General features: G+C 71.9%; 22 protein-coding genes. 17 read left to right on the forward strand and 5 right to left on the reverse strand.

Annotation, left to right across the window (positions count from 1 at the left end; translation table 11 throughout):
• The first annotated feature begins 35 nt into the window (after positions 1-35).
• The 3 genes from ACFYV5_RS29050 (at position 36) to ACFYV5_RS29060 (ending at position 1,950) form a co-directional block, all read left to right on the forward strand.
• On the forward strand, positions 36-536 hold the full coding sequence (locus ACFYV5_RS29050; RefSeq protein ID WP_389173253.1) for a DUF4328 domain-containing protein: 501 nt from the start codon (positions 36-38) through the stop codon (positions 534-536).
• Between the two features lie 167 nt (positions 537-703).
• Positions 704-1,342 (forward strand): DUF4328 domain-containing protein, encoded by a 639-nt coding sequence (locus ACFYV5_RS29055; protein ID WP_389173255.1) that lies wholly within the window; start codon positions 704-706, stop codon positions 1,340-1,342.
• 59 nt (positions 1,343-1,401) lie between these two features.
• Positions 1,402-1,950: a hypothetical protein gene (locus tag ACFYV5_RS29060; RefSeq protein ID WP_389173257.1), complete on the forward strand. Its 549-nt coding sequence runs from the start codon at positions 1,402-1,404 to the stop codon at positions 1,948-1,950.
• Between the two features lie 319 nt (positions 1,951-2,269).
• Here the strand turns inward: ACFYV5_RS29060 and ACFYV5_RS29065 are convergent, their stop codons facing one another.
• Positions 2,270-3,007 (reverse strand): Clp protease N-terminal domain-containing protein, encoded by a 738-nt coding sequence (locus ACFYV5_RS29065; protein ID WP_355105392.1) that lies wholly within the window; start codon positions 3,005-3,007, stop codon positions 2,270-2,272.
• A 75-nt stretch (positions 3,008-3,082) separates the two neighbouring features.
• Between ACFYV5_RS29065 and ACFYV5_RS29070 the strand changes: the two genes are divergently transcribed.
• The 3 genes from ACFYV5_RS29070 to ACFYV5_RS29080 all read left to right on the forward strand — a co-directional run bounded on the left by ACFYV5_RS29070 (position 3,083) and on the right by ACFYV5_RS29080 (position 5,357).
• On the forward strand, positions 3,083-3,781 hold the full coding sequence (locus ACFYV5_RS29070) for a DinB family protein (RefSeq protein ID WP_389173260.1): 699 nt from the start codon (positions 3,083-3,085) through the stop codon (positions 3,779-3,781).
• 290 nt (positions 3,782-4,071) lie between these two features.
• Positions 4,072-4,650, forward strand: coding sequence for an RNA polymerase sigma factor (locus tag ACFYV5_RS29075; protein ID WP_355105396.1), 579 nt, complete (start codon positions 4,072-4,074; stop codon positions 4,648-4,650).
• Positions 4,647-5,357, forward strand: a complete 711-nt coding sequence (locus ACFYV5_RS29080) for a hypothetical protein (RefSeq protein ID WP_389173262.1) — start codon at positions 4,647-4,649, stop codon at positions 5,355-5,357. Before ACFYV5_RS29075 ends, ACFYV5_RS29080 begins: the two co-directional genes overlap by 4 nt.
• A 40-nt stretch (positions 5,358-5,397) precedes the next feature.
• Here the strand turns inward: ACFYV5_RS29080 and ACFYV5_RS29085 are convergent, their stop codons facing one another.
• The gene (locus ACFYV5_RS29085) at positions 5,398-5,841 is read right to left on the reverse strand and encodes a DUF4240 domain-containing protein (RefSeq protein WP_389173264.1); all 444 of its coding nucleotides are present in this window, start codon (positions 5,839-5,841) and stop codon (positions 5,398-5,400) included.
• Positions 5,842-6,507: 666 nt separating this feature from the next.
• Here ACFYV5_RS29085 and ACFYV5_RS29090 point away from each other — a divergent pair.
• Together ACFYV5_RS29090 and ACFYV5_RS29095 are read left to right on the forward strand one after the other, a co-directional pair.
• The gene (locus tag ACFYV5_RS29090; RefSeq protein ID WP_355105971.1) at positions 6,508-7,173 is read left to right on the forward strand and encodes an RNA polymerase sigma factor; all 666 of its coding nucleotides are present in this window, start codon (positions 6,508-6,510) and stop codon (positions 7,171-7,173) included.
• Positions 7,173-8,342: a hypothetical protein gene (locus ACFYV5_RS29095; RefSeq protein ID WP_389173266.1), complete on the forward strand. Its 1,170-nt coding sequence runs from the start codon at positions 7,173-7,175 to the stop codon at positions 8,340-8,342. Before ACFYV5_RS29090 ends, ACFYV5_RS29095 begins: the two co-directional genes overlap by 1 nt.
• A gap of 160 nt (positions 8,343-8,502) precedes the next feature.
• Here the strand turns inward: ACFYV5_RS29095 and ACFYV5_RS29100 are convergent, their stop codons facing one another.
• On the reverse strand, positions 8,503-9,354 hold the full coding sequence (locus tag ACFYV5_RS29100) for a L,D-transpeptidase family protein (protein ID WP_389173268.1): 852 nt from the start codon (positions 9,352-9,354) through the stop codon (positions 8,503-8,505).
• A 245-nt stretch (positions 9,355-9,599) separates the two neighbouring features.
• Between ACFYV5_RS29100 and ACFYV5_RS29105 the strand changes: the two genes are divergently transcribed.
• The 3 genes from ACFYV5_RS29105 to ACFYV5_RS29115 all read left to right on the forward strand — a co-directional run bounded on the left by ACFYV5_RS29105 (position 9,600) and on the right by ACFYV5_RS29115 (position 12,768).
• Complete coding sequence (locus ACFYV5_RS29105) at positions 9,600-11,180, forward strand: methylmalonyl-CoA mutase family protein (protein WP_355105406.1); 1,581 nt, start codon at positions 9,600-9,602, stop codon at positions 11,178-11,180.
• 69 nt (positions 11,181-11,249) lie between these two features.
• Positions 11,250-11,909 (forward strand): leucine efflux protein LeuE, encoded by a 660-nt coding sequence (gene leuE / locus ACFYV5_RS29110; RefSeq protein WP_389173271.1) that lies wholly within the window; start codon positions 11,250-11,252, stop codon positions 11,907-11,909.
• Between the two features lie 37 nt (positions 11,910-11,946).
• Positions 11,947-12,768 carry a MerR family transcriptional regulator gene (locus tag ACFYV5_RS29115; protein WP_389173273.1) on the forward strand — a complete coding sequence of 274 codons (822 nt, stop codon included), beginning with the start codon at positions 11,947-11,949 and terminating at the stop codon, positions 12,766-12,768.
• Positions 12,769-12,828: 60 nt separating this feature from the next.
• On the opposite strand, the gene ACFYV5_RS29120 is transcribed toward ACFYV5_RS29115, so the two are convergent.
• Positions 12,829-14,163 (reverse strand): alpha-2,8-polysialyltransferase family protein, encoded by a 1,335-nt coding sequence (locus tag ACFYV5_RS29120; protein ID WP_389173275.1) that lies wholly within the window; start codon positions 14,161-14,163, stop codon positions 12,829-12,831.
• Positions 14,160-15,164, reverse strand: coding sequence for a glycosyltransferase family 2 protein (locus ACFYV5_RS29125; RefSeq protein ID WP_355105414.1), 1,005 nt, complete (start codon positions 15,162-15,164; stop codon positions 14,160-14,162). Before ACFYV5_RS29125 ends, ACFYV5_RS29120 begins: the two co-directional genes overlap by 4 nt.
• 187 nt (positions 15,165-15,351) lie before the next feature.
• On the opposite strand from ACFYV5_RS29125, the gene ACFYV5_RS29130 reads away from it, so the two are divergent.
• The 6 genes from ACFYV5_RS29130 to ACFYV5_RS29155 all read left to right on the forward strand — a co-directional run bounded on the left by ACFYV5_RS29130 (position 15,352) and on the right by ACFYV5_RS29155 (position 22,641).
• Entirely contained in the window at positions 15,352-16,620 is a 1,269-nt protein-coding gene (locus ACFYV5_RS29130; RefSeq protein ID WP_355105416.1) for a DUF6716 putative glycosyltransferase, read from the forward strand.
• Positions 16,620-18,002 carry a cytidylyltransferase domain-containing protein gene (locus tag ACFYV5_RS29135; RefSeq protein WP_389173278.1) on the forward strand — a complete coding sequence of 461 codons (1,383 nt, stop codon included), beginning with the start codon at positions 16,620-16,622 and terminating at the stop codon, positions 18,000-18,002. The genes ACFYV5_RS29130 and ACFYV5_RS29135 overlap by 1 nt, the downstream gene beginning before the upstream one ends.
• A gap of 14 nt (positions 18,003-18,016) precedes the next feature.
• Positions 18,017-18,910 (forward strand): N-acetylneuraminate synthase family protein, encoded by an 894-nt coding sequence (locus ACFYV5_RS29140; protein WP_355105420.1) that lies wholly within the window; start codon positions 18,017-18,019, stop codon positions 18,908-18,910.
• Entirely contained in the window at positions 18,907-20,004 is a 1,098-nt protein-coding gene (locus ACFYV5_RS29145) for a hypothetical protein (RefSeq protein ID WP_389173280.1), read from the forward strand. Before ACFYV5_RS29140 ends, ACFYV5_RS29145 begins: the two co-directional genes overlap by 4 nt.
• 116 nt (positions 20,005-20,120) lie before the next feature.
• Positions 20,121-21,341 carry an amidohydrolase gene (locus tag ACFYV5_RS29150; protein WP_355105424.1) on the forward strand — a complete coding sequence of 407 codons (1,221 nt, stop codon included), beginning with the start codon at positions 20,121-20,123 and terminating at the stop codon, positions 21,339-21,341.
• A gap of 259 nt (positions 21,342-21,600) precedes the next feature.
• On the forward strand, positions 21,601-22,641 hold the full coding sequence (locus ACFYV5_RS29155; protein WP_355105426.1) for a BMP family ABC transporter substrate-binding protein: 1,041 nt from the start codon (positions 21,601-21,603) through the stop codon (positions 22,639-22,641).
• Positions 22,642-22,665: the final 24 nt, after the last annotated feature.

A 22,665-nucleotide genomic window follows, 5' to 3' on the forward strand; every position in this document is an offset into this window, starting at 1 on the left:
TCGGCCGCCCGGCGCCTCGGGGTTCCGACCCGGCCGTGTTCGGCAGCGTCGACCTGAACCTGGCCTACAGCATCGGTTTCACGCTGTATGTGGCGACCGGCGTCGTCTTCATCATCTGGTTCCACCGGCTGCGGAAAAACGCCGAGATATGGGCCGGTGACCTCCAGCGCCGGGGCCCGGGGTGGGCCATCGGTGGGTGGTTCATCCCGATCGGCAACCTGTGGATCCCGCGCGGGATCGCCGTGGACATCTGGCGGGCCAGCCGCTGGGAGCCGTACGCCGCCGACGGGCGGCGGGAGCTGACGCTGCTGAACAGCTGGTGGGCGTTCTGGACCGCCGGCACGGTGGTGGACTGGATCGCGACGCGGCTCTACGCCGCTGCCGACACGGTCGACGCGTACGTCACCGCGGCCTCCTGGTCGCTCGCCGGCTACGCCCTCGACATCACCGCCGCCGTCCTCGCGATCCTTTTCGTCCGTCGCCTCACCTCTATGCAGCACGCGAAGGCCACGGGCATGATTCCGACCGCGCGGTAGGAGGAAGGGCTGCGTCTCGACCGATCGACCGATCGACCGATCGACCGATCGACCGATCGACCGGGCGCCGGTGGGAGTACGCTCCCCACCGCGACGGCCGCACAGGCCGCCGGCCGCCCGGTGCCTCGGGGAGGGGCGCCGCTCACTCGTGGGGGTTCCGTCCCGTCATGCTCCGCAATCCCCTTGGTCTGTCGTACGCCGTCGTGGCGCTGCTCGCGGCGATCGCCGTGACCGATGTGTTCCTCTTCTTCTCGGCGCTCCACGTCTGGCTCCTGATGGCCGGCCGTACGGACGCGGCGGGGTTCACGCACCTGGGCATCGACGTCACGTCGGTGGCAGGGGGACTGGTCGGACTGGCATGCCAGGTCGTCTTCATCATCTGGTTCTTCCGGGTCCGGCGGAACGCCCAGGTCTTCGCGCCCGATCTGCACCGGGGCGGGCCCGGCTGGGCCATCGGCGCCTGGTTCGTCCCGATCGCCCACTTCTGGTGGCCGCGGAGCGTGGCGGTCGGCACCTGGCGGGCGAGCCGCCGGGACCCGTACGGGGACGGCAAGGGCGATGGTGAGTCGTTCGCCGTACTGAACTGGTGGTGGGCGCTCTTCATTCTGACGGCGCTCTTCGGGTCTTTCGCGGGCGCGGTGTACGAGGACGCGGACACGGTCGAGGAGTTCACGGCCGGGGCGGGTTTCCTCATGGGCGCGGCGGTGGTGGACATCGTCGCGGCCGTCCTCGCGATCCTTTTCGTCCGTCGTCTGACCTCTATGCAGCACGCGAAGGCCACTGGCATGATTCCGGCCGCCCAGTGACGTAATCGCGCCAGGCGACGCAGTAAGGGGAAGTACTGCGTCCGCAACGGGAGGCACCCATGAGCCTGCTGGAACTGATCGACCGGGCCGACGAGCGGAGTCTGGCGGCTGCCGGGCTCGCCTGTCTGGACCGGTGTCTGCCGCTGCTCGCCCCCGAGGGCGGAGAGGTGCTGCGGCCCGTCTGGGCGGCGGTCGCGCGCGGCGACGGCGGGGCGTGGGGCGAGGCGATGGCCAAGGCCCGGGTCGAGCTGGAGCGAGACTCCGGGGACGGCCCGGTGGCCGGGCTCGTCCGCGGGATGCTGGACGCCGCGCCCAGCGAGTGGGCCGAGGGGCCGCTGCGGGAATGGGCCTCCGGATGTTCCGTCAGCGCGCTGGCGCTGCACGGCCGGTACGACGCGGCCGAGGTCACCGACGAGTCGATCGCGCGCTGCCGGGCCGGGGACGGCGCGGGGGCGGGCCCGCTCCTCGCCGGCGAACTGCGCCGTCAGGTGACCGTCCTCGAATCGGTCGCCCACGGCCCGACCGGCCTGCGCCGGGCCCGCGAACTCTCCACGGAGGGCGGCCGGGTCCTACGCGCCGTCGTCTCCCGCCGGGCGCGTACGGCCTGACGCGGGCGGGGCGGGGCGGCTTGCGGCGCCGACGGCGTGACGGCCCGCGGCCTCGCCTGACGGCTTGCGGCACCGACGTCCTGTTCGGCTTGGCTGCCTGCGGCGCGCCGATGCTCTGCGCGGCCCGGCTGTCCGCCTCCCGGCGCGGCGTTGTCTCGCACCGGGCGCGCCCGGCCTGACGCGGGCGGGGCGGGGCGGGACGGCTGGCGGCTCGGCTGTCCGGCCCGCGCGCCCTTGCCGCCGGGGTGGCCCGCCGCCGTCGCCCGGCGGGGCTCGCCGGGATGCGTGGCCGGGACCCGTGGGGCCCCGGCCGTCGGCGTCATTCCTTCGGTGTGTCCGTGAGTTGTTCGATCGTCGTCGCGATGTCCGACTCCGCCGCCGCCTTGTCGAGGCCCAGGCCGGTCAGGACCCCGTTGCCGTCCTCGAACTCCAGCAGCGCCAGCAGGATGTGCTCGGTGCCGACGTAGTTGTGGCCGAGCCGCAGCGCCTCGCGGAAGGTCAGCTCCAGGACCTTCTTGGCCGACGCGTCGTACGGGATGAGCGCGGGCACCTCCTCGACCGCCGGCGGGAGCGTCGGGGTGACGGCCTCGCGCAGCCGCTCGGGCGTCACGCCCTGCGCGGTCAGCCAGCGCGCCGCGAGCCCCTCGGGTTCGGCGAGGAGGCCCAGGGCCAGATGGCCGGGGACGGTCTCCGCGTTGCGCGCGGCGGTGGCCTCGTTGTGGGCGGCCATGACGACGTTCCTGGCCCGGGGGGTGAACCGGCTGAACCCCGCGTTCGGGTCCATCTTCTCGGCGTCCGCCGGCTCCTTCGGGACGAACCGCTTCTGGGCCGCCTGCCGGGTGACGCCCATGCTCCTGCCGATGTCCGTCCAGGAAGCACCCGAGCGCCGTGCCTGGTCGACGAAGTGCCCGATCAGGTGATCGGCCACGTCGCCGAGATGGTCCGCCGCGATGACCGCGTCGGAGAGCTGGTCGAGGGCGTCCGGGTGGCCCTTCTTGATCGCTTCGATGAGGTCGTCGAGCCGGACGGGATGGGTCATGCCGAGAGGTTTCGTCATGGAGGCAACCCTAGGTTGACAGCTGAGGCGCGTCAACCTTCGGTTGACAGTTCGACGGGCGTCATGATGACCGCCATGACGACGACGAGCGACCCCGCCGCACGCGGCACCCTGACCGCCGACGACCTCCAGCACGCCGTCCGCCTCTCCCTCACCACACTGCGCGCCGCCGCCGCCGCGACCACCACCGCCGACTGGCAGCGCCCGGCCGGCACTCTCAACTGGAGCTGCTGGGAGACCGTCGAGCACCTCGCCGACGACCTCTTCGCCTACGCGGCCCAGCTCGGACTCGACACCCCGCCCCTCGGCACCCCGCTCCTCGACACCGAAGTGCCCTTCCTCTGGGAGCGTCGCCGTGAGGGCGGCCCCGCCAACGTCACGTACGCCGATCCCGGCGCAGGGACGACCGGGCTGCTCCAGGTCCTGGAGTCCTGCGGCGCCATGCTGACCGCCCTGGTCCGTACGGTCCCCGCGGACCGGCGCGCGTACCACTGCTTCGGGATCTCCGACGCCGAGGGCTTCGCCGCCATGGGCATCGTCGAGACCCTGGTCCACACCCATGACGTCGCCACCGGCCTCGGCGTCCCGTTCCACCCGCCGGCCGGTCTGTGCGACGGCGTGCTCGGCCGGCTCTTCCCCGACGCCCCCACGGACACGGACCGCTGGCCGACCCTGCTGTGGGCCACCGGCCGCGGCGAGCTGCCGGGCCGCGAACGCCTCACCTCGTGGCGCTGGTTCGCCGAGACGCGAGAGCAGCGAGAGCAGCGGGAGTAGCGGGAGTAGCGGGAGGCGCTGGGGCCGGACGGGACGGACCGGCCCGACCGCCGGATGCTGTGACCACCCTGTGGGCTCGTTAGGACCAGCGCCACTCCCGTCACCTGTGACACGTGCGCCCCATCGGTCGCTTGGTTGGGCATGTACCGGCCCGGACACCTGTGCGCTGCCTGTGAGGCTGTGACGTTTCCCGGGGTCCGTGCGCTGAAGGAGGGGGATGGCGCGTCGCGCTCTGCCTCATGGGGGCATGGGCACGGTGTGCGGTGTCGAGTCGGCACGAAGAGGGAAGTGTGGGCGCGTACGACGCGGAACTGGGGATCCTTGTCGAGCGCGCGCAGCACGGGGACGAAGAGGCCTTCGCGGCGGCCTACCGTCTGGTGCACCCCGGACTGCTCGGCTATGTACGGGGCTTGGTCGGGGAGGACGCCGAGGACGTCGCCTCCGAGGCCTGGCTGGAGATCGCCCGGGACCTGAGGCGGTTCCGCGGCGACGGGGCCGGATTCCGCGGCTGGACCGCGGCGATCGCCCGTCACCGGGCGCTCGACCATCTGCGGAGGCAGCGGCGACGGCCCCTCACGTCCTTACTGGAGCAGGACGTACTGGAACTGCCCGGCGGCCACGACACGGCGGCCGCGGCCCTGGAGAGGCTGTCCACGGAACACGCGCTCGCCCTCGTCCGCGGTCTGCCGCGGGACCAGGCCGAGGCCGTGCTGCTGCGGGTCGTCGTGGGCCTGGACGGGCCGGCGACGGCCCGCGTCCTGGGCAAGCGCCCCGGCGCGGTCCGTACGGCGGGCTACCGGGGACTGAGGAGACTGGCGGGACTGCTCGCCGCCGCGGAGCCACCGCGACGGCGGAAGGATGGGACATGACACGGGAACCGGACCCGCTCGGAGCGGCGATACGGCGCGCACAGGACGGCGCCGACACGGGCGAGGCCCGGGCCCGCGCGGCCTTCCGGGCGGCGCGGAACACGGCGGGCTACGCGGCGCGCCGCACCAGACGGCGGGACGACTGGCGGCCCGTGCCGGTACGCGGCCGGTTCCGTGGCTCCCTGCGGACCACCGCGCTGGGTGTCGCCGCGACGGTCCTGCTCGGCGGCGTCGCGGTGGCGGCGTCCGGGACCCTCGACCCCGGAGCGCCCGCACAGGCGCCCGTTCGGGGGAACCCCGACACCCCCGAGGCGAGCCCACCCACGTCGGCCGCCCCCACCGAGGTGGGCGGGGCGCCGCGAGCGGTCAGGGGCGCGGAGACCGGCAGGACCAGGACCGAGGCCCCTTCCAAGGGCAAGATCAAAATCAAGGTCAAGGTCAAGGGCGGAGTTCGATCCACCACCTCGAAGAGCGGAGCCGAGGCCGCCGCGGGCAGCACGCCCAAGGGTACGGTCGTCGGGGCGAAGCGCCCCGAGCCGAAGCGCCCCGAGCCGAAGGGCGGCGCCGGCCGGCCACGCGATTTCTCCGTTGCGACGGGTGGGCGCCCGGCCACCAGACCGTCTCGGGTGCCGTCCGTGGGGGCGGTCTCCGAAGAGACCGCCCCCCTTTTCTCCGCTCGCGATAGCGAATCGACTTCACATCGCTAAGCTGAGGACGGTGTCCTGCTTCCGTCTGTCACAAAGGGAATCAGGACCAGGCCGCGGTGTTCGATCCGGTCTCGTAATCGGTCTCCGTGTCGTGCTCCCACGTCTCGTCGGTCAGCTCTTCGTACGCTTCCTCGGGGGCGTACAGAAGATCCTGTGCGTGCCAGTTCCATTCCGTCGCGACCCGCGTCGGATCCTGGTTGACCTGCTCGTACACCTCGGAACCGGCGGCAACCACCGCGCAGCGCGCGTAAAGGAAATCCTCTCCGGTGTTGTCACCACCCGTCGCATCACCGGCGAAGGTGTACTCCTGCTCGAAGAGTTCTCGCCTGTCCAGGGCGTACAGGGCTTCCGCGAGGCGTTCGGAGAAATCGATGATCTCCTCCACCGGGCGCTTGGAAAGGTCCATTCCTACGGCTTCGACGACGTCATGGACCGTATCGCCCTGCGCGTTGTCGATGATGCTCCAGAAGGTCTTCATGTCCATGAAGGGTGTCCTGTCAGACATAGAGGGAGCCCGGCCGTGCGACTGTGCACGGCCGGGCATTGTTCACTTGCCAAGATTCCTCATGGCTACCAGTTCACCGGATTGCCCGAGGGGCGCCGACCGCCTCCGCGGGGCCCTGCACCTGTTCCTGGACGGGGGCCTTGGCGGCTCCTCAGCCGCCATCCCTTCCATCAGCCCGCGACCACGCCGTCAGCCGGGATGCCGAGGCCCGAGAGGTTCCGCATCCACGACTGGCGGCATGGCACAAGGTCACGAACGATCTGGACGCGGGGTGACACCCGCCGAGGTCTGCGCCGGCGCTCGGGTCGGGTGAGCCCCTCGACCCGTTGGTCACGGTTGGCCATGGAGATGCCCCGCGCCTTGGGTATTGCCTGGTCAGAGCGGGGGATGGAAGGACGACCGGGGCCGCCACCCCCCACAGGAGAGGCCCCGGTCGCCGTCCGCCGGAGCCGCAGCACGGCCCCGTACTCCCTACAGCGCCATGGATGCGTTTTCTGTCACACCGTCCTGACCCCGTCGAAGGTTGCCGGTTGTACAAAGACAGGACGAACATGGACGCGGCGACACGGAAGGACGTAGCGTGCTCATGCGCGCCGGCCGGTGCGGCGGTGATGACCAGCCGCGATGACGAACAGGTTGTGGGGAGTGCTGGGGGACGACGCGGAGCTGACGGCCGCGGTGCTCGCTGCGCAGGACGGGGACGAAGACGCCTTCCGTACTGTGTACCGCGCCGTGCATCCCCGGCTGCTGGGCTACATACGCACGCTGGTCGGTGACGCCGACGCCGAGGATGTCGCCTCGGAGTCCTGGCTCCAGATAGCGCGAGACCTCGACCGGTTCAGCGGCGACGCGGACCGGTTCCGGGGCTGGGCGGCGCGTATCGCCCGCAACCGGGCGCTCGACCACATCCGGATGCGGGGCAGACGCCCCGCCTCGACCGGCGACGAGACCGAACTCACCGACAAGCCCGCCGACTCCGACACCGCGCACGAGGCCCTGGAAGCACTGGCCACCGGTCACACCATGAATCTGATCGCCCAACTGCCACAGGACCAGGCGGAGGCCGTCGTCCTGCGGGTCGTCGTCGGCCTGGACGCCAAGAGCGCCGCCGAAACGCTGGGGAAGCGCCCCGGCGCGGTGCGGACCGCCGCGCACCGCGGACTCAAGCGACTCGCCGAACTCCTCGGCGCCGAGGGCGACGGAAGCGGAACCCCTCTCGGGGGCGTACCACCGCAGCGCGGTCGCAGGCCGGGGGCCTCGTCTCCCCGTGGTGTGACGCAATCGCGCGCGCGGACGCAGAAGGACATGTGATGGCCGACGAGCGGTACCAGTGGCTCGACCAGGAGGCCGCGGAGCGACTGCTGCGCGGCGAGCCGGTCGATGCCGTCGACGATCACGCCCGCGAGCAGGCCGAGCGCCTCGCCCAGGCCCTCGCAGCGGCCCGGACCCTGCCCCTCGCCGGACCGGCGCACGCCGAACTCCCTGGTGAGGAGGCCGCCCTGGTGGCCTTCCGCAAGGCCACCGCCGAGCGCGGCGTCGTCGCGTCCCCGTCCGCCTTCGTGTCCCCGTCAGCCTTCGCGTCCACCGCCGCCGAGCTCGGCGGCGTACGCATCAAGCCGGTGGCCGCCGCCCGGCAGTGGGGACGCTCCCTGCGGTACGGACTGGCCGCGGCGGTCGCGGCCGTCGCCGTCGGCGGGGTCGCCGTCGCCGCCGGCACGGGCATGCTGCCCTTCGACGACGAACGCCCGGAGCCGGCCGGCTCGGTCTCGGCCGTCGACGTTCCGGAACCCGCCGTGTCGGGATCCCCCGACGACGGGTTCGGTTCGCGTACGCCGTCGGTGCCGCCCCCTGGCGAGGGCACCGCCCCCGGCGCGTCCCCCTCGCTCACCACGCCTCCGGCCACGGCCGGCTCCGGCGGTACGGGCGGGGAGCGCGACGCCACCCCCTCGCCGGGCAGGACCGCGGACCCCTCGGACCGGGACGGCAAGAACGCCCTCGCCGCGGAGGTCAAAGCGTGCCAGGACTTCCGCGCCGGACGCCTCGACGAGAGCTCCCGGCGCCGGCTCATGGAGTCGGCGCGCACCGGTGAGAGCGTGATGCGCTTCTGCGACCGTGTCCTGGCCGACAGTGCGACGAGCGGCGCCACCAGGGAGCCGTCGGGCGGCTCCTCCGGCGACGCCTCGGGTGGCAAGGGCGGCGACGGCAAGGGTGACGACGGCTCCGCCGGAGAGGGCGAACGAGCGGGAACCTCGTCCGGCGCCGCCTCCGGGGGCAAGAACCGCGGCGATACGCGGACCGGCCAGCAGCGCGGCGACACACGCACCGGCGACCGCGGCGGCGAGCAGCGCGGCGACAGCCGCACCACCGGTCGCGACAAGGCTTCCGGCCAGGTTCAGGGCCGCGCCCATGGCCAGGCCGAAGAACAGGCCAAGGACCAGGCCGAAGAACAGGCGAAAGACCCGGCGAAGAACCGGGTGTAACACTTTTCGGCCCGTCGGCGCAGTACTCAGTGAGCCGACTGGTCATCGGCCGCGCAGAGAGCCGGGGTTCCCCCCGTACCTTCGGCTCCGCGCACCCGGCGCGGGTGGGACACGTTCCCCCGGTCCCACCCGCGCCCCCTTCCTCACCCCCGCGTCCGCCCTACCAGTGGACGACGACCTTGTCGCCGACCTTCACCTGGTCGAAGACCGTCGCGAGCTTCGCCTTGTCCCGGACGTTGACACAGCCGTGCGAGGCCCCGTTGTAGCCGCGGGCCGCGAAGTCCGACGAGTAGTGCACGGCCTGGCCGCGGCTGAAGAACATCGAGTACGGCATGGGCGTGTGGTAGAGCGTCGACACCCAGTCCCGCCGCTTGCTGTCCACCTTGAACGTGCCCTCGCGGGTCGGGGTGTTCTCGGAGCCGAAGCGCACGTCCATCGACGAGACGACCTTGCCGTCGATCATCCAGGCCAGCGTGCGCGTCTCCTTGCTGATGCACAGCACCCGGCCGGTCATGCACCGCGGGTCCGGCGTGTCCAGCTGGTTCGTCGTGGACGGCTTGAGCTCGGCGGCCGTCGGCTTGCGGGTCATCGCGAGTAGCCGCTGCCAGGTCGTCTCGTCGACCGAGCCGGTCTGCGGCAGCTCCCGCTTCTTCTGGAAGGCCTTGACCGCGTTCCCCGTGATCGAGCCGTAGAAGCCGGTGGGCGCACGGTCGAAGTACCCGATCTGGCGCAGCCGCGCCTGCAGCTCGCGCACCTGCCCGCTCTCGTCCCCGTCCTTCATCAGTGCCTTGGCGGCCGGCTGCGTGGAGGTGGGGGAGGAGGGGGAGGAGCTGGGCGTGGAGGACGGCTTGTCGTCCGTCGTCGGCGTGCCGGCCGGTTCGGTCGTCGGCCTGGCCGTGGCCGGGGCCGAGGACGAGCTGGACGGCGCGCCGGTCGTCGAGGGCGACGCGCCCCCGCCGCCGGCGGCCTGGGCCGTGCAGCCGGTGGCGAGTGCCACGGCGGCCGCGGCCATGAGTGCTCTGCGTATGACGAAGGATCTGCGCATGACGGACGAACAGTGCATCGGAAGGCCCCCCGGAATCAGACTGTGTACCTATTGGATGCTTCCCACGCCCGCTTGGTTGCGCGCCCGACGGAAGTACGGAGCATGCTGTGAGGAAGGTCCCAGCGTGCTGCTCTCCACCCGCCGCACGGCCGCCGATACAGTCCGTCGCGAGGGTCGGTACCGCTGAGTAGGTCTATCGGGAGGCACAACAGATGGCGCGCGAGTCGGAGTCGGGGCTGCCCATTGAGCCGGTCTACGGACCGGATGCCCTGGACGGGTGGGATCCCGCCGAGAAGCTGGGCGAGCCGGGCTCGTACCCCTTCACGCGCGGCGTGTATCCGTCGATGTACACCGGCCGCCCCTGGACCATGCGGCAGTACGCGGGCTTCGGCACCGCGGTGGAGTCCAACGCCCGCTACAAGCAGCTGATCGCCAACGGCACGATGGGCCTCTCCGTCGCCTTCGACCTGCCGACCCAGATGGGTCACGACTCGGACGCGGCGATCTCCTCGGGCGAGGTCGGCAAGGTCGGTGTCGCCATCGACTCGATCGACGACATGCGCATCCTGTTCGGCGGGATCCCGCTGGACAAGGTCTCCACCTCGATGACCATCAACGCCCCCGCCTCCCTCCTGCTGCTCCTCTACCAACTCGTGGGTGAGGAGCAGGGCGTCCCGGCGGACCAGCTGACCGGCACGATCCAGAACGATGTGCTCAAGGAGTACATCGCGCGCGGCACGTACATCTTCCCGCCCAAGCCGTCGCTGCGGCTGATCGCGGACATCTTCAAGTACTGCAAGGCCGAGATCCCGAAGTGGAACACCATCTCGATCTCCGGCTACCACATGGCCGAGGCCGGTGCCTCGCCCGCGCAGGAGATCGCGTTCACCCTCGCCGACGGCATCGAGTACGTCCGTACCGCCGTCGCCGCCGGCATGGACGTGGACGACTTCGCGCCCCGCCTCTCCTTCTTCTTCGTGGCCCGCACCACCATCCTCGAAGAGGTCGCCAAGTTCCGGGCCGCCCGCCGGATCTGGGCCAAGGTGATGAAGGAGGAGTTCGGCGCCAAGAACCCCAAGTCGCTGATGCTCCGCTTCCACACCCAGACCGCCGGTGTGCAGCTCACCGCCCAGCAGCCCGAGGTCAACCTGGTGCGCGTCGCCGTCCAGGGACTCGCGGCGGTCCTCGGCGGTACGCAGTCGCTGCACACCAACTCCTTCGACGAGGCCATCGCCCTGCCGACGGACAAGTCCGCCCGCCTGGCCCTGCGCACGCAGCAGGTCCTCGCCTACGAGACCGACGTCACCGCCACCGTCGACCCCTTCGCCGGCTCGTACGTCGTCGAGAAGATGACCGACGACGTCGAGGCCGCGGCCCTGGAGCTGATGCAGAAGGTCGAGGACCTCGGCGGCGCGGTCAACGCGATCGAGCGCGGCTTCCAGAAGAACGAGATCGAGCGCTCCGCCTACCGCATCGCGCAGGAGACCGACAGCGGCGAGCGGGTCGTCGTCGGCGTCAACCGCTACACGATCGACGTCGAGGAGCCCTACGAGCCGCTGCGCGTCGACCCGGCGATCGAGGCCCAGCAGGCCGACCGGCTCGCCAAGCTGCGCGCCGAGCGGGACCAGGCGGCGGTGGACGCGGCGCTCGCCGAGCTGAAGAAGGCGGCGGAGGGTACGGACAACGTGCTCTACCCGATGAAGGACGCGCTCAAGGCCCGGGCCACGGTCGGCGAGGTCTGCAACGCGCTGCGGGAGGTCTGGGGCACGTACGTCCCGACCGACGCGTTCTGATCCTTCGCGGTCTTCCGGCATACGAAATCCCGAGGCGGAGTGTCGTACCCTCGTGCGACACTCCGCTTCATGCTGGGTGTCACCGATCTTCCGACCTATCTCGTGGGTCTCGTCCTCATCATCCTTCTGCCGGGGCCGAACTCGCTGTACGTGCTGTCCGTCGCCGCCCGCAAGGGCGCACGGACCGGATACAGGGCCGCCGCCGGAGTCTTCACCGGCGACGCGGTCCTGATGACGCTTGCCGCGCTCGGCGCGGCCTCGCTGCTCCAGACCACCCCGCTGCTCTTCATGATCGTGAAGTACGCGGGCGCGGGATATCTGGCCTGGATGGCGTACGGGATGCTGCGGGCGGCCTGGTCGATGTGGCGCTCCCGTGGCGAGGCGACGGCGGCCGAGGAGACGGAGCAGGCACCGGCCGGCCCGGGTGAGCGCCCGTACCGCCGTGCGCTGATCATCAGCCTGTTCAACCCGAAGGCGATCCTCTTCCTGATCTCCTTCTTCGTGCAGTTCGTGGACCCCGGATACGCCTACCCGGCCCTGTCCTTCCTGGTGCTCGGCACCCTGCTCCAGCTCGGCAGCTTCCTCTACCTGACGGCCCTGATATTCGGCGGGACCCGCCTCGCGGCCGCTTTCCGGAGCCGTCGCCGGCTCTCGGCGGGGGCCACCTCCGCGGCAGGCGCCCTCTTCCTCGGCTTCGCGGTCAAGCTGTCCCTCAGCAGCGCCGCTTGACCCTCACACCGTGTGAGGCCGTGACGTAGGGGTCGTCATGTTCACCATCGGAGACTTCGCCCGGCACGGGCGGGTGTCGGTCCGGATGCTGCGCCACTACGACGCCATCGGACTGCTGCGCCCGGCCCATGTCGACCCGCACAGCGGCTACCGCTTCTACGAGGCGGACCAGCTGGCCCGCCTCAACCGCGTCATCGCGCTCAAGGAGCTCGGCTTCACCCTCGACCAGGTGGGCTCGATCCTCGACGAGCAGATCGGCGCGGAGGAGTTGCGCGGCATGCTGCGGCTCCGTCAGGCCGAGCTGGAGACGGTCCTGGCGGAGGCGGCGGGACGGCTGGCACAGGTCGGCGCGCGGCTCCGGGCCATCGAGAGCGAGGGACACATGTCCACACAGGACGTCGTGATCAAGAAGGTTCCGCCGGTACGGCTCGCCGAGCTGAGCGGGGTGGCGGCCGGGTTCGGCCCCGGCGAGATCGGTCCGGTCATCCAGCCGCTGTACGACGAGCTGTGCGCCCGCCTGGAGGGCGCGGGCGTCACCGGCTTCGGTCCGGGGGTCGCGTACTACGAGGACGCGGGCCGGGGCGACGGCTCGGTCGTCGTGCACGCGGGGATGACGGTCCCGGCCGGTGCGGAACCGGACGGCGTCGACATCGTCGTGCTGCCGGGCCTGGAGGAGGCGGCCACGGTCGTCCACCGGGGTCCGATGGACGACATCCTGCCGACCGCCCAGACCCTGGCCACCTGGATCGACGCCAACGGCTACCGCTCGGCCGGCTATGCCCGGGAGCTGTACCTGGAGTGCCCGGACGACCGGGCGACGTGGGTCACGGAGCTCCAGGAGCCGGTCGTCCGCGTCTAGGGCCTGTCTCTTGGGTCAGGCCGGGTACGGAGGGGCGGGACCCAGGTCCCGTCCCCTCCGTCACTTGGCGAGGGCCCGCTTCAGGCGCAGCGCGCGGCGGGCCAGGCGGCGGACCCGCGGGTGGCGCGGGACCGGGAGGCCGCCCGGGAGGCCCAGGACGGTGAGGCGGCGGCGCGTGAAGTACGGGCGGGTCCGCTCGGCGAGCGGTCCCGAGAGGTGACGTACCGCCGCCTCCCGCAGATCCGGCCGGATCCTGGACTGCATCGCGAAGCCGACCGCCGCGACCAGGTCCGCCAGCGCCGCCGCCTCTTGCGCCGGGTCCGGCGCCCGGTCCGGCGTGCCGCCCTCCAGGTCCGGGACGAGCGCGTCGACGAGCGTGAGCGGGACGCGGTTGCTGTTCTGGTACGGGGTCAGCCGGCCCAGGACGGTCCGCGTGCCGACCCGGGCGACCGGGATCCCGTAGAAGGCGTGCGCCGTCATCAGCGCCGTCGAGAAGCAGCCGACCACCAGCGCCGGCCGCAGCTCCCGGTACACCACCTCCGCGAGCACCGGCCGGTCCAGCACGGTCAGTTCGGCGCCGAGCGCCTCGGCCTCCCGCGCCAGCCTCCGCGTCCACGCGTCCGGCGCCGTCGGGTGCGGCTTGAAGACGAGCCGGCGGTGCCCGCGCGCGATCGCGCCGCGGACCATCCGTACGTGCAGCTCCTCCTCCTCGGCCGGGGTGAGGAGCGAGAGCGCCGCCAGATACTGGCCGAGCAGCAGCGCCGGACCCTCCCCGTCGGAGCCCCCGGAGGAGACCGGCTCCGCCAGCTCCGCGACCACCTTCGTGAACGCCTCCGTCGGCACAACCTCCGCCGCGGCCCCGAACTCCCCGAGCAGCAGCGGCGCGAGCCCGGGCACCAGGTCGAGGTGGAGCAGCCGGCGCACCCGCTCACCGACCAGGGGGTCGATCTTGTTGCGGGTCGGGCCGTAGCTCATCAGCCCGTCGGCGTACACGTCCAGCGGTGCCTCGGAGAACAGCCGGGCGATCGTCAGGGCCGGGGCCACCTGCACGGACTCCACGGCGAGTTCGATCCGGTCGTCGCCGAGCTCCCACAGCAGCCGCAGATGACGTTCGAGCAGCGGCAGGTCGTCCGCCCGCGGTGTCCAGCCCGAGGGGTGGAGCGGGGAGATCGCCTCGTTCCACGACAGCACGGCGTCGAACCGGCCGCGCAGCCGTTCGAAGCCGGGCATCTCGTCCAGCGCCGGTGTCGTCTCCGGGACCGGCGCGTTGTTGCCGACCAGCAGCAGACGCCGGTCGGCCGGTCCGAAGCAGCCGCTGTCCAGGGCGGCGGCCAGCGTGGTCGCGCCGTAGAGCGTGGAGGCGTAGAAGATCTGGGTGGTCCGGGTGGTGTTCACGCGGCGGCCCCCGAGGTGGTGACGGCGGGCAGGGAGCCCACGCCGGCCCGGCGGCGCCGCAGTCTGCGCAGCACGGCCGCCCGCCGCTCGTCCATCGTGCCCAGCGCGTCGCTCAGCACGTCCTGCGGCATGCGCCGCAGGGCGGCGGCGCTCATCGACCGCAAGGTCTTCGCCACCGCCGGTTCATATCGTTCGGCGGACGAAATGTGGTGCGAAATGAGAGCACAATAGGTGCGGACCGCTTTCGGGAGAAGCCGGTCCGCGTCCACGTCCTTCGCCGTTTCCTCGATCACCTGGTCGAATGCGCGAAGGAAATCCAACTGCCGTACATCGCCGATCTGGGTGAGCGAGGTGGAGACCCCGCGCCGGTAGAAGATTCCGAGCGTGCTCACGGCGGCGAAGGAATCCGCTTCCCGGTGCAGCCGCCAGATCCACGGCCGGTCCTCCGCCGTCCGCAGCCCGGGCGTGAAGTGCAGCAACCCGCGGTCGAGCAGCCGCCGGTGGTACATCCCGGCCCAGGCGTACGGATAGTCCACCGAGGTCGTCCGGTCGGCGGGCAGGATCGCGTCGCGGGGGCGCAGCACCTCGCCGCGCCGCCCGACCGGGGACCGGCGCACCGACCGGTTCCGCCCCTTGCACACCACATGGTCGGTACGGAGGAAGTCGCAGTCCAGCTCGTCCATGGCGGTGACCAGCCGGGCGAAGTGGCCCGGCGCGAGCCAGTCGTCCCCGTCGAGGAAGGCGAGGTACCGGCCGCGGGCCGCGTCGAGTCCGGTGTTGCGCGCGGTGGCGAGCCCCTCGTTCTGCGCGTGTCTGATGAGGACGGCCCCCGGTACCTCGCGCACGGCCCGTTCGAGGAGCTCCGGCGTCCCGTCCGTCGAGCAGTCGTCGACGAGCAGGAACTCGAAGTCCTCGCGGGCGTTCGCGCGCAGGCTGGTGAGGGTGTCGGGGGCGTATGTCTGCACGTTGTAGAACGGCACGACGACGGAGAGCTTGACCACCCGGCCGACGCTAGGCGCCGCCCCGGCATTCGTTCTGGCCGACAGAGAGATGTTCGGTGAACACGAAGCGGCGGGCGCCTTAACCGCCTCCGATCCCGGCCCTTTTCAGAAAGGGAAGGGGCTCTGTTCACCGTTTGTTGTGGCCCAGTTGGGCCGGGAAACGGAATGCCTCTCTAGCGTCCTCGACGTGCCAGCAAGTACCAAAGAAGCGGTACGCGTCGCCGTACTCGCCGACTCCGACACCCGGTGGAAATGGGGCGCGCTCACCGCGCGCCGCATCGCGGCCGCCGAGCCCACCGGTTTCGTCCTGCGTGGCCGGGCCACGCCCACCGCGCGCCAGCTCGCCGAGACCGGGGTGTCCACGACGCCGCCGCGCGAGGTGACGGGCGCGGAGTTCCTCAGAGAGGTACGGGACGGGGGGTACGACCTCGTTGTCCTCTCCCTCGTCGGCGGCACCGTCCGGGCGGTCCTCCAGGGAATCGCCGAACTGGCCCTCGAACGACGGCCGGTCATCGTCACCGGGTATGTCGGAGTGGTCTACGAGAAGCTCGCCGACGGGCTGCTGCTGCGCCACGGCGCGGACGTCGTCCTCGCCAACTCCCGCCACGACGCCGAGCGTTTCCGGGCCGTGTACGAAGGGGTGGGCGCCGACGCCTCCTCGGTGGTGGAGGCCGCGCTGCCGTTCCTCGGTGGCGCGCCCTACGCCCCCGAGGCCGGCCGGGACACCCTCGTCCTCGCCGCCCAGCCCTCCGTGCCCGTGACCCGCGCCGACCGTACGTACCTGCTCCGCAGGCTCGTCGAGCACGCACGGCTCCACCCGCGGCGGGAGGTCCTGCTCAAGCTCCGCTCCAAGCCGGGCGAGCACACCACGCACCTGGAGGAACTGCCGTACCAGAGGCTGGTGCGCGATCTGGCCCCACCGCCCAACTTCCGTCTGGTGTACGGGCACATGGGCGAGGTCCTGGACCGCACCGACCTGCTGGTCACGGTCTCCTCGACGGCCGCGCTGGAGGCGCTGCACCGGCGCATCCCCACGGCGATCCTCACCGACCTGGGCGTGCGCGAGGTCCTCGGCAACCACCACTTCATCGGCTCGGGGCTGCTGACCTCCTTCGACCGGCTCGACGCGGACGTGCGACCCGAGCCGGACGAGACATGGCTGGCCCGGCAGGGCGTCGCCGCGGACCGCTCGTACGAGAAGGCCTTCGACGCGGCCCGTGAACGGGTCGCCGAGCTGCTCGCCGGCCCGGCGTTGCCCCCCATCACCCCCTACTACACAGCGGAGACGGCCCCCGGCTATCTGCCCGGGATCCTCGCCCGCCACCGCCTGGACGTGACCGCGCCGGCGACCCGCGACAGCGGGCTGCGCCGGATCGTCCGGGAGGCGGCGCGCGGCGCGTACCGCCACGGCGTGCAGCGCGTGGCCCCCGTCATCCGCCGCCTCGGAGAACTCTGATGACCGCGACCGTACTGGCCGTCATCCCCGCGCGGGGCGGCTCCAAAGGCGTCCCCGCCAAGAACCTCGCCCTGGTGGCGGGCCTCCCGCTGGTCTCCCGCGCGGTCCGCGCCTGCCTCGGCGCCCGCCTGGTCACCGACGTCGTCGTCTCCACGGACGACGCAGGGATCGCGGCCGCGGCCCGCGCCGCCGGCGCGGAGGCGATCCACCGCCCGGCGGCGATCGCGGGCGACACGGCGACCAGCGAGTCGGCGGTCCTGCACGCGATGGACGCCTTCGAGGCCACGAGCGGGCGCCGGGTCGACGTGGTCCTCCTGGTCCAGTGCACGAGCCCCTTCCTCACCTCCGAGGAGGTGAACGGCACCGTCGAGAAGATCACCATCGGTGGCGCCGACACGGCCTTCACGGCGGCCCCGACCCACGGCTTCCTCTGGCGCGCGGGCGCGGGCCCGTCGGCCGCGCCCGGCTCCTCGGCCGAGGGCTCCGCCGCGGCGGCCTCGGGTGACGCGACCAGCGGCGCGTCCGGCGCCGAAGCCGGCACTCCGCAGAACGGTGCGCGGCGCCCCGCCGCGGCGGCCTCGGGTGACGCGACCAGCGGCGCGTCCGGCGCCCAAGCCGGCACCCCGCACAACTGTGCGCGGCGCCCCGTCGGGGCGTACGGCGTCAACCACGACAAGGCGCATCGCCCGCGCCGGCAGGACCGGGAGGCCGAGTACCTGGAGACCGGCGCCGTCTACGCGATGGCCGCCGACGGCTTCCGTACCCACGGCCACCGCTTCTTCGGCCACACCGCCCTCGTCGTCACCGACCCCGCCCGGGTCCTGGAGATCGACGACCCGCACGACCTCGCCCGCGCCCGCGCGCTCGCGCCCCTGCTCGACACCCCCGTCACCCCTCGCTTCGGCGAGATCGACGCCGTCGTCCTCGACTTCGACGGCACCCAGACCGACGACCGGGTCCACCTCGACGCGGCGGGCCACGAGTTCGTCTCCGCCCACCGCGGCGACGGCCTCGGCATCGCCGCCCTGCGCCGCGCCGGCCTGCCGGTCCTGATCCTCTCCACCGAGCAGAACGCCGTCGTCGCCGCCCGCGCCCGCAAGCTCCGGATCCCCGTCCTGCACGGCATCGACCGCAAGGACCTCGCCCTCAAGCAGTGGTGCGAGGAGCAGGGCATCGACCCGCAGCGCGTGCTCTACGCAGGCAACGACGTCAACGACCTCCCGTGCTTCCACCTCGTCGGCTGGCCCGTCGCGGTGGCGAGCGCCCACGACTCCGTACGGGCCGCCGCCCGTGCGGTGACCCTCACCCCCGGTGGCTCCGGAGCCGTACGCGAGATCGCGGCCTGGCTTCTCGGACCCGAGCTCGACACCCCCAACACCTAAGGAACGTCACGATCATGACCACCCGCACGCGTACGTTCGGCAGCAAGGTCGCCGGCCCGGGCCGGCCCGTCTACGTCACCGGCGAGATCGGCATCAACCACAACGGTGAGCTCGAGAACGCCCTCGCCCTCATCGACGTCGCCGCCGACGCCGGCTGCGACGCCGTGAAGTTCCAGAAGCGCACCCCGGAGATCTGCACCCCGCGCGACCAGTGGGACATCGAGCGCGACACCCCCTGGGGCCGGATGACGTACATCGACTACCGCCACCGCGTGGAGTTCGGCGAGGACGAGTACCGCGCCATCGACGAGCACTGCAAGAAGCGCGGCATCGACTGGTTCGCCTCCCCGTGGGACACCGAGGCCGTCGCCTTCCTGGAGAAGTTCGACGTCCCCGCCCACAAGGTCGCCTCCGCCTCCCTCACGGACGACGAGCTGCTGCGCGCCCTGCGCGCCACGGGCCGTACGGTCATCCTCTCCACCGGCATGTCGACGCCGAAGCAGATCCGCCACGCCGTCGAGGTCCTCGGCTCGGACAACATCCTGCTCTGCCACGCCACCTCGACCTACCCGGCCAAGGCCGAGGAGCTCAACCTCCGCGTGATCAACACCCTCACGGAGGAGTACCCGAACGTCCCGATCGGCTACTCCGGCCACGAGACGGGCCTGCAGACCACGCTCGCCGCCGTCGCCCTGGGCGCCACCTTCGTCGAGCGCCACATCACCCTCGACCGCGCCATGTGGGGCTCCGACCAGGCCGCCTCCGTCGAGCCGCAGGGCCTGCAGCGCCTGGTCCGCGACATCCGCACCATCGAGACCGCGCTCGGCGACGGGATCAAGAAGGTGTACGAGTCGGAGCTCGGCCCGATGAAGAAGCTCCGCCGGGTCCAGGGACTCGTCGCCGCATGACCGGCCGGCTGGCGTTCGTCGAGAGCCCGGTCCAGCTCCTGAACGTCCTGGAGTGGGCACATGCCCAGTCACCCGCCGCCGGGGGCCCCACGGCCCCCGCCGGCGGGACCGGCGGCGCGGCCGACGACCTCACGCTCGTCGTCCTCTCGCCGACCGACCCCATGTCGCGCGGCCAGCTGCGCCGGATGGGCGGGCTCGCCCGCGACGAGGGGTTCACCGTCCGCTGGCAGGAGGCCCGGGACGGCCGCGGCTCCCTCGGCCGCACGCTGCGGGACCTCGCCCCGCTGCTGCGGTCCGCGGAGCGGGTGATCGTCGGCGACCCCTTCTCCCGCTACGTCCAGCTGCTGCTCACCCTCTTCGCCCCGAAGCAGCTGACCGTCGTCGACGACGGCACCGCCACCATGGAGTACGCCGCCCAACTGGCCCGCGGCGAACGCCTCGTCCGCTGGCACCGGCGCGGCACCGGCGGGCCCCGCGAACTCGTCCTCGCCCCGGTCACCGCCGCCGCCCGGCGCAAGCTGGCCCCCACCCGCCGCCGTACGGTCGAGATCTTCACCTCGCTCCCGGTGGAACCGCCGCCGGGCACCGTCGTCACCGCGAACACCTTCGCCTGGACCCGGGCCCGCTTCGGCCCGCCCCGCCTCACCCGTGGCGCGGACCTGGTCGGGACCTCGCTGGTCGAGACCGGCGTGGTCGATCCCGACCGGTACGCGCGAGCCGTCGCCGACCTCGCCCGCACCCACGGAGCCACCCGCTACTTCGCGCACCGCCGGGAGAGCACCGAGAAGCTGCACCGGATCGCGGTGGAGACCGGTCTGGAGATCGTCCGGCCCGATCTGCCCCTGGAGCTGATCGCCCGGCGCGGCCCGATCGGCCGTACGGTGGTCAGTTTCCCCTCGACGGTCGTGCACACCCTGCCGCTGGCGCTCGCCGGCACCGAGGTGAAGGTCGCGGTCTGCGAGATCGCACCGGAGTGGCTCACGGCGAACGCCTCCCCGCGCGCCCAGGGCTTCCTGGCGGGGGTCGCGGGCTCGGCCGGCTTCGAGGTCGACCGCCTCAGCACGCAGTCCTCGCAGCGGCTCGAATTCGGGTGAGCTTACCCACAAGGAATGGTCGTCATGCCTCGTGAACCGAGTTTCTTTCCCCTAACGGGCTGAACTTTTCGTGATCAACGGGCAGTTGACCGCCGAAGGGGCCTACCCTTCAAAAGGTGAACCAGTTGAAGTCCCGTGAGCCCGGCTCCGTCGCCCTGCCCGGAAGGCTGCCCGCGTCGCTGCGCGCCGAACTGATCGCCTTCCGCCGCGACTTGCACATGCACCCCGAGCTCGGCAACCAGGAGTTCCGTACCACCGCGGCCGTCAAGGCCCGCCTGGAGGCGGCCGGACTCGCGCCCAGAGTGCTTCCGGCGGGCACCGGCCTCGTCTGTGACGTGGGCACCTGGGACCGGGAGCGGCCCATGCTGGCGATCCGCGCCGATCTCGACGCGCTGCCCATCCCGGACGTCAAGACCGTCGCGTACCGCTCCACCGTGCCCCATCGCGCGCACGCCTGCGGCCACGACGTCCACACCACCACGGTCCTGGGCGCCGGGCTCGTCCTCGCCGACCTCGACCGGCAGGGGCTCCTCCCCAACGCCGTGCGGCTGATCTTCCAGCCCGCCGAGGAGGTGCTGCCCGGCGGCGCCGCGGACGCCGTCGAGGCCGGTGTCCTCGACGGGGTCGGCCGGATCATCGCCGTCCACTGCGACCCCAAGGTGGACGCGGGCCGGATCGGCATGCGGCACGGTGCCATCACCTCCGCCTGCGACCGGCTGGAAATCACCCTCGACGGGCCCGGCGGCCACACGGCCCGTCCGCACCTGACCACGGACATGGTCACCGCCGCCGCCCGTATCGCCGTCGACGTCCCGGCCGTCCTCGCCCGCCGCGTGGACGCCCGCTCCGGCCTCTCCCTCACCTGGGGCCGTATCGAGTCGGGCCACGCCTGCAATGTCATCCCGCAGCACGCCGTGCTCTCCGGGACCGTCCGCTGCCTCGACCTGGAGACCTGGCGCGAGGCGCCGGACCTGGTGCACGCGGCGGTCGACGAGATCGCGACCCTGCACCGCGCCAAGTCGACGATCACCTACCTCCGCGGCGTCCCGCCCGTCGTCAACGACCCGGCCGTCGCCGATCTCCTCACCGAGGCGATGGCCGCGCGCCGCGGACCGTATGCGATCGAGGACACCGAGCAGAGCCTCGGCGGCGAGGACTTCTCCTGGTACCTGGAGCACGTCCCTGGCGCCATGGCCCGGCTGGGCACCCGTACCCCGGGCGACACGACACGCCGGGACCTGCACGCGGGTGATTTCGACGTGGACGAGCGGTCCATCGAGGCGGGAGTCGAGCTCTTCACGGCCGCGGCCCTGATCGACGCCACGACGACGCGCTGACGGGCGAGGGCCGCGGCCCCGTCACCCGTTCGGGCCAACACGGCGCGAAGTGTCGCAAAAGCATCGTTCCCGAGCACAGGCCGGCGTGTATAACCGGTCGTGCCGGGGCGGGTGCCCCCGGATCGCCGCCCAGGCCCGTTCGCGACGATCCGATAACGACTCATGAACGGGTCTTTAACTGACATCTACGCGCGTTACGATCCACGCGAAACCAGCGCCGGAAGAGGCGCTTTCGGTCAGTCTCGAAGGGACCCTCCTCTTGCGCCGGGTATCCAAGATCGTCTCCGCGTCCGTCGCGACCGCGGCCCTCGCTCTCACCGCCACCGCCTGCGGCGAGTCCTCCACCGAGGACACCGGTTCCGGCAAGGGCACCATCAAGGTCGGCATGGCCTACGACGTCGGCGGCCGTGGCGACAACTCGTTCAACGACTCCGCCGCCCGTGGCCTCGACAAGGCCAAGGCCGAGCTCGGCGTCGAGACCAAGGAGCTCACCGCCAGGACCGGTGAGACCCCGGCCGACCGTGAGCAGCGCCTCGCCTCGCTGGCCGAGGGCGGCTTCAACCCCGTCATCGGTGTCGGCTTCGCCTACAAGGACGCGATCGACAAGGTCGCGGCCAAGTACCCGAAGACCACCTTCGGCCTCATCGACTCGGTCTCCGACAAGAAGAACGTCGACTCGATCGTCTTCACCGAGGAGCAGGGCTCGTACCTCGCCGGCGTCGCCGCCGCGCTGAAGTCGAAGGACGGCAACATCGGCTTCATCGGTGGTGTCGACCTTCCGCTGATCAAGAAGTTCGCCGCCGGCTTCCAGCAGGGTGTCAAGGACACCAAGCCGGACGCCACGGTGCAGATCCAGTACCTGTCCACCGGTACGGACCTCTCCGGGTTCGGCGCTCCGGACAAGGGCAAGGCCGCTGCCAAGGGCATGCTCGACAAGGGCACCGACGTCATCTTCGCCGCCGCGGGCGGCTCCGGCGCCGGCGCCATCGAGGCCGTCGCGGCCAAGCCGGGCACCTGGGCGATCGGCGTCGACTCGGACCAGGCCAAGGACCCGGCCCTGTCGAAGTACGCCGGCTCGATCCTCACCTCGGTCGTCAAGAACGTCGACACCGGTGTCTTCGAGCTCATCAAGTCGGTCAAGGACGGCAAGCCGCTGTCCGGCACGCACGCCTACTCGCTGGCCGAGAACGGCGTCTCGCTGACCACCACGGGTGACCACCTCAAGGACATCCAGGCCAAGATCGACGAGGCCAAGAAGAAGATCGTCGACGGCCAGATCAAGGTCGCCACGACCCTCTGACCCACGTGGGACAGGGGGCCCGGA

The sequence above is a fragment of the Streptomyces sp. NPDC003035 genome, assembly GCF_042888285.1.
Classification (GTDB): domain Bacteria; phylum Actinomycetota; class Actinomycetes; order Streptomycetales; family Streptomycetaceae; genus Streptomyces.

Bases quoted from the DNA above. Each gene is read 5' to 3' on its own strand.
- leuE (WP_389173271.1), top strand. From the start codon at position 11,250: ATGCTGGGTGTCACCGATCTTCCGACCTATCTCGTGGGTCTCGTCCTC.
- ACFYV5_RS29065 (WP_355105392.1), bottom strand. From the start codon at position 3,007: ATGACGAAACCTCTCGGCATGACCCATCCCGTCCGGCTCGACGACCTC.
- ACFYV5_RS29115 (WP_389173273.1), top strand. From the start codon at position 11,947: ATGTTCACCATCGGAGACTTCGCCCGGCACGGGCGGGTGTCGGTCCGG.
- ACFYV5_RS29095 (WP_389173266.1), top strand. From the start codon at position 7,173: ATGGCCGACGAGCGGTACCAGTGGCTCGACCAGGAGGCCGCGGAGCGA.
- ACFYV5_RS29055 (WP_389173255.1), top strand. From the start codon at position 704: ATGCTCCGCAATCCCCTTGGTCTGTCGTACGCCGTCGTGGCGCTGCTC.
- ACFYV5_RS29105 (WP_355105406.1), top strand. From the start codon at position 9,600: ATGGCGCGCGAGTCGGAGTCGGGGCTGCCCATTGAGCCGGTCTACGGA.
- ACFYV5_RS29145 (WP_389173280.1), top strand. From the start codon at position 18,907: ATGACCGGCCGGCTGGCGTTCGTCGAGAGCCCGGTCCAGCTCCTGAAC.
- ACFYV5_RS29080 (WP_389173262.1), top strand. From the start codon at position 4,647: ATGACACGGGAACCGGACCCGCTCGGAGCGGCGATACGGCGCGCACAG.
- ACFYV5_RS29085 (WP_389173264.1), bottom strand. From the start codon at position 5,841: ATGGACATGAAGACCTTCTGGAGCATCATCGACAACGCGCAGGGCGAT.
- ACFYV5_RS29140 (WP_355105420.1), top strand. From the start codon at position 18,017: ATGACCACCCGCACGCGTACGTTCGGCAGCAAGGTCGCCGGCCCGGGC.
- ACFYV5_RS29100 (WP_389173268.1), bottom strand. From the start codon at position 9,354: ATGGCCGCGGCCGCCGTGGCACTCGCCACCGGCTGCACGGCCCAGGCC.
- ACFYV5_RS29060 (WP_389173257.1), top strand. From the start codon at position 1,402: ATGAGCCTGCTGGAACTGATCGACCGGGCCGACGAGCGGAGTCTGGCG.
- ACFYV5_RS29135 (WP_389173278.1), top strand. From the start codon at position 16,620: ATGACCGCGACCGTACTGGCCGTCATCCCCGCGCGGGGCGGCTCCAAA.
- ACFYV5_RS29070 (WP_389173260.1), top strand. From the start codon at position 3,083: ATGACGACGACGAGCGACCCCGCCGCACGCGGCACCCTGACCGCCGAC.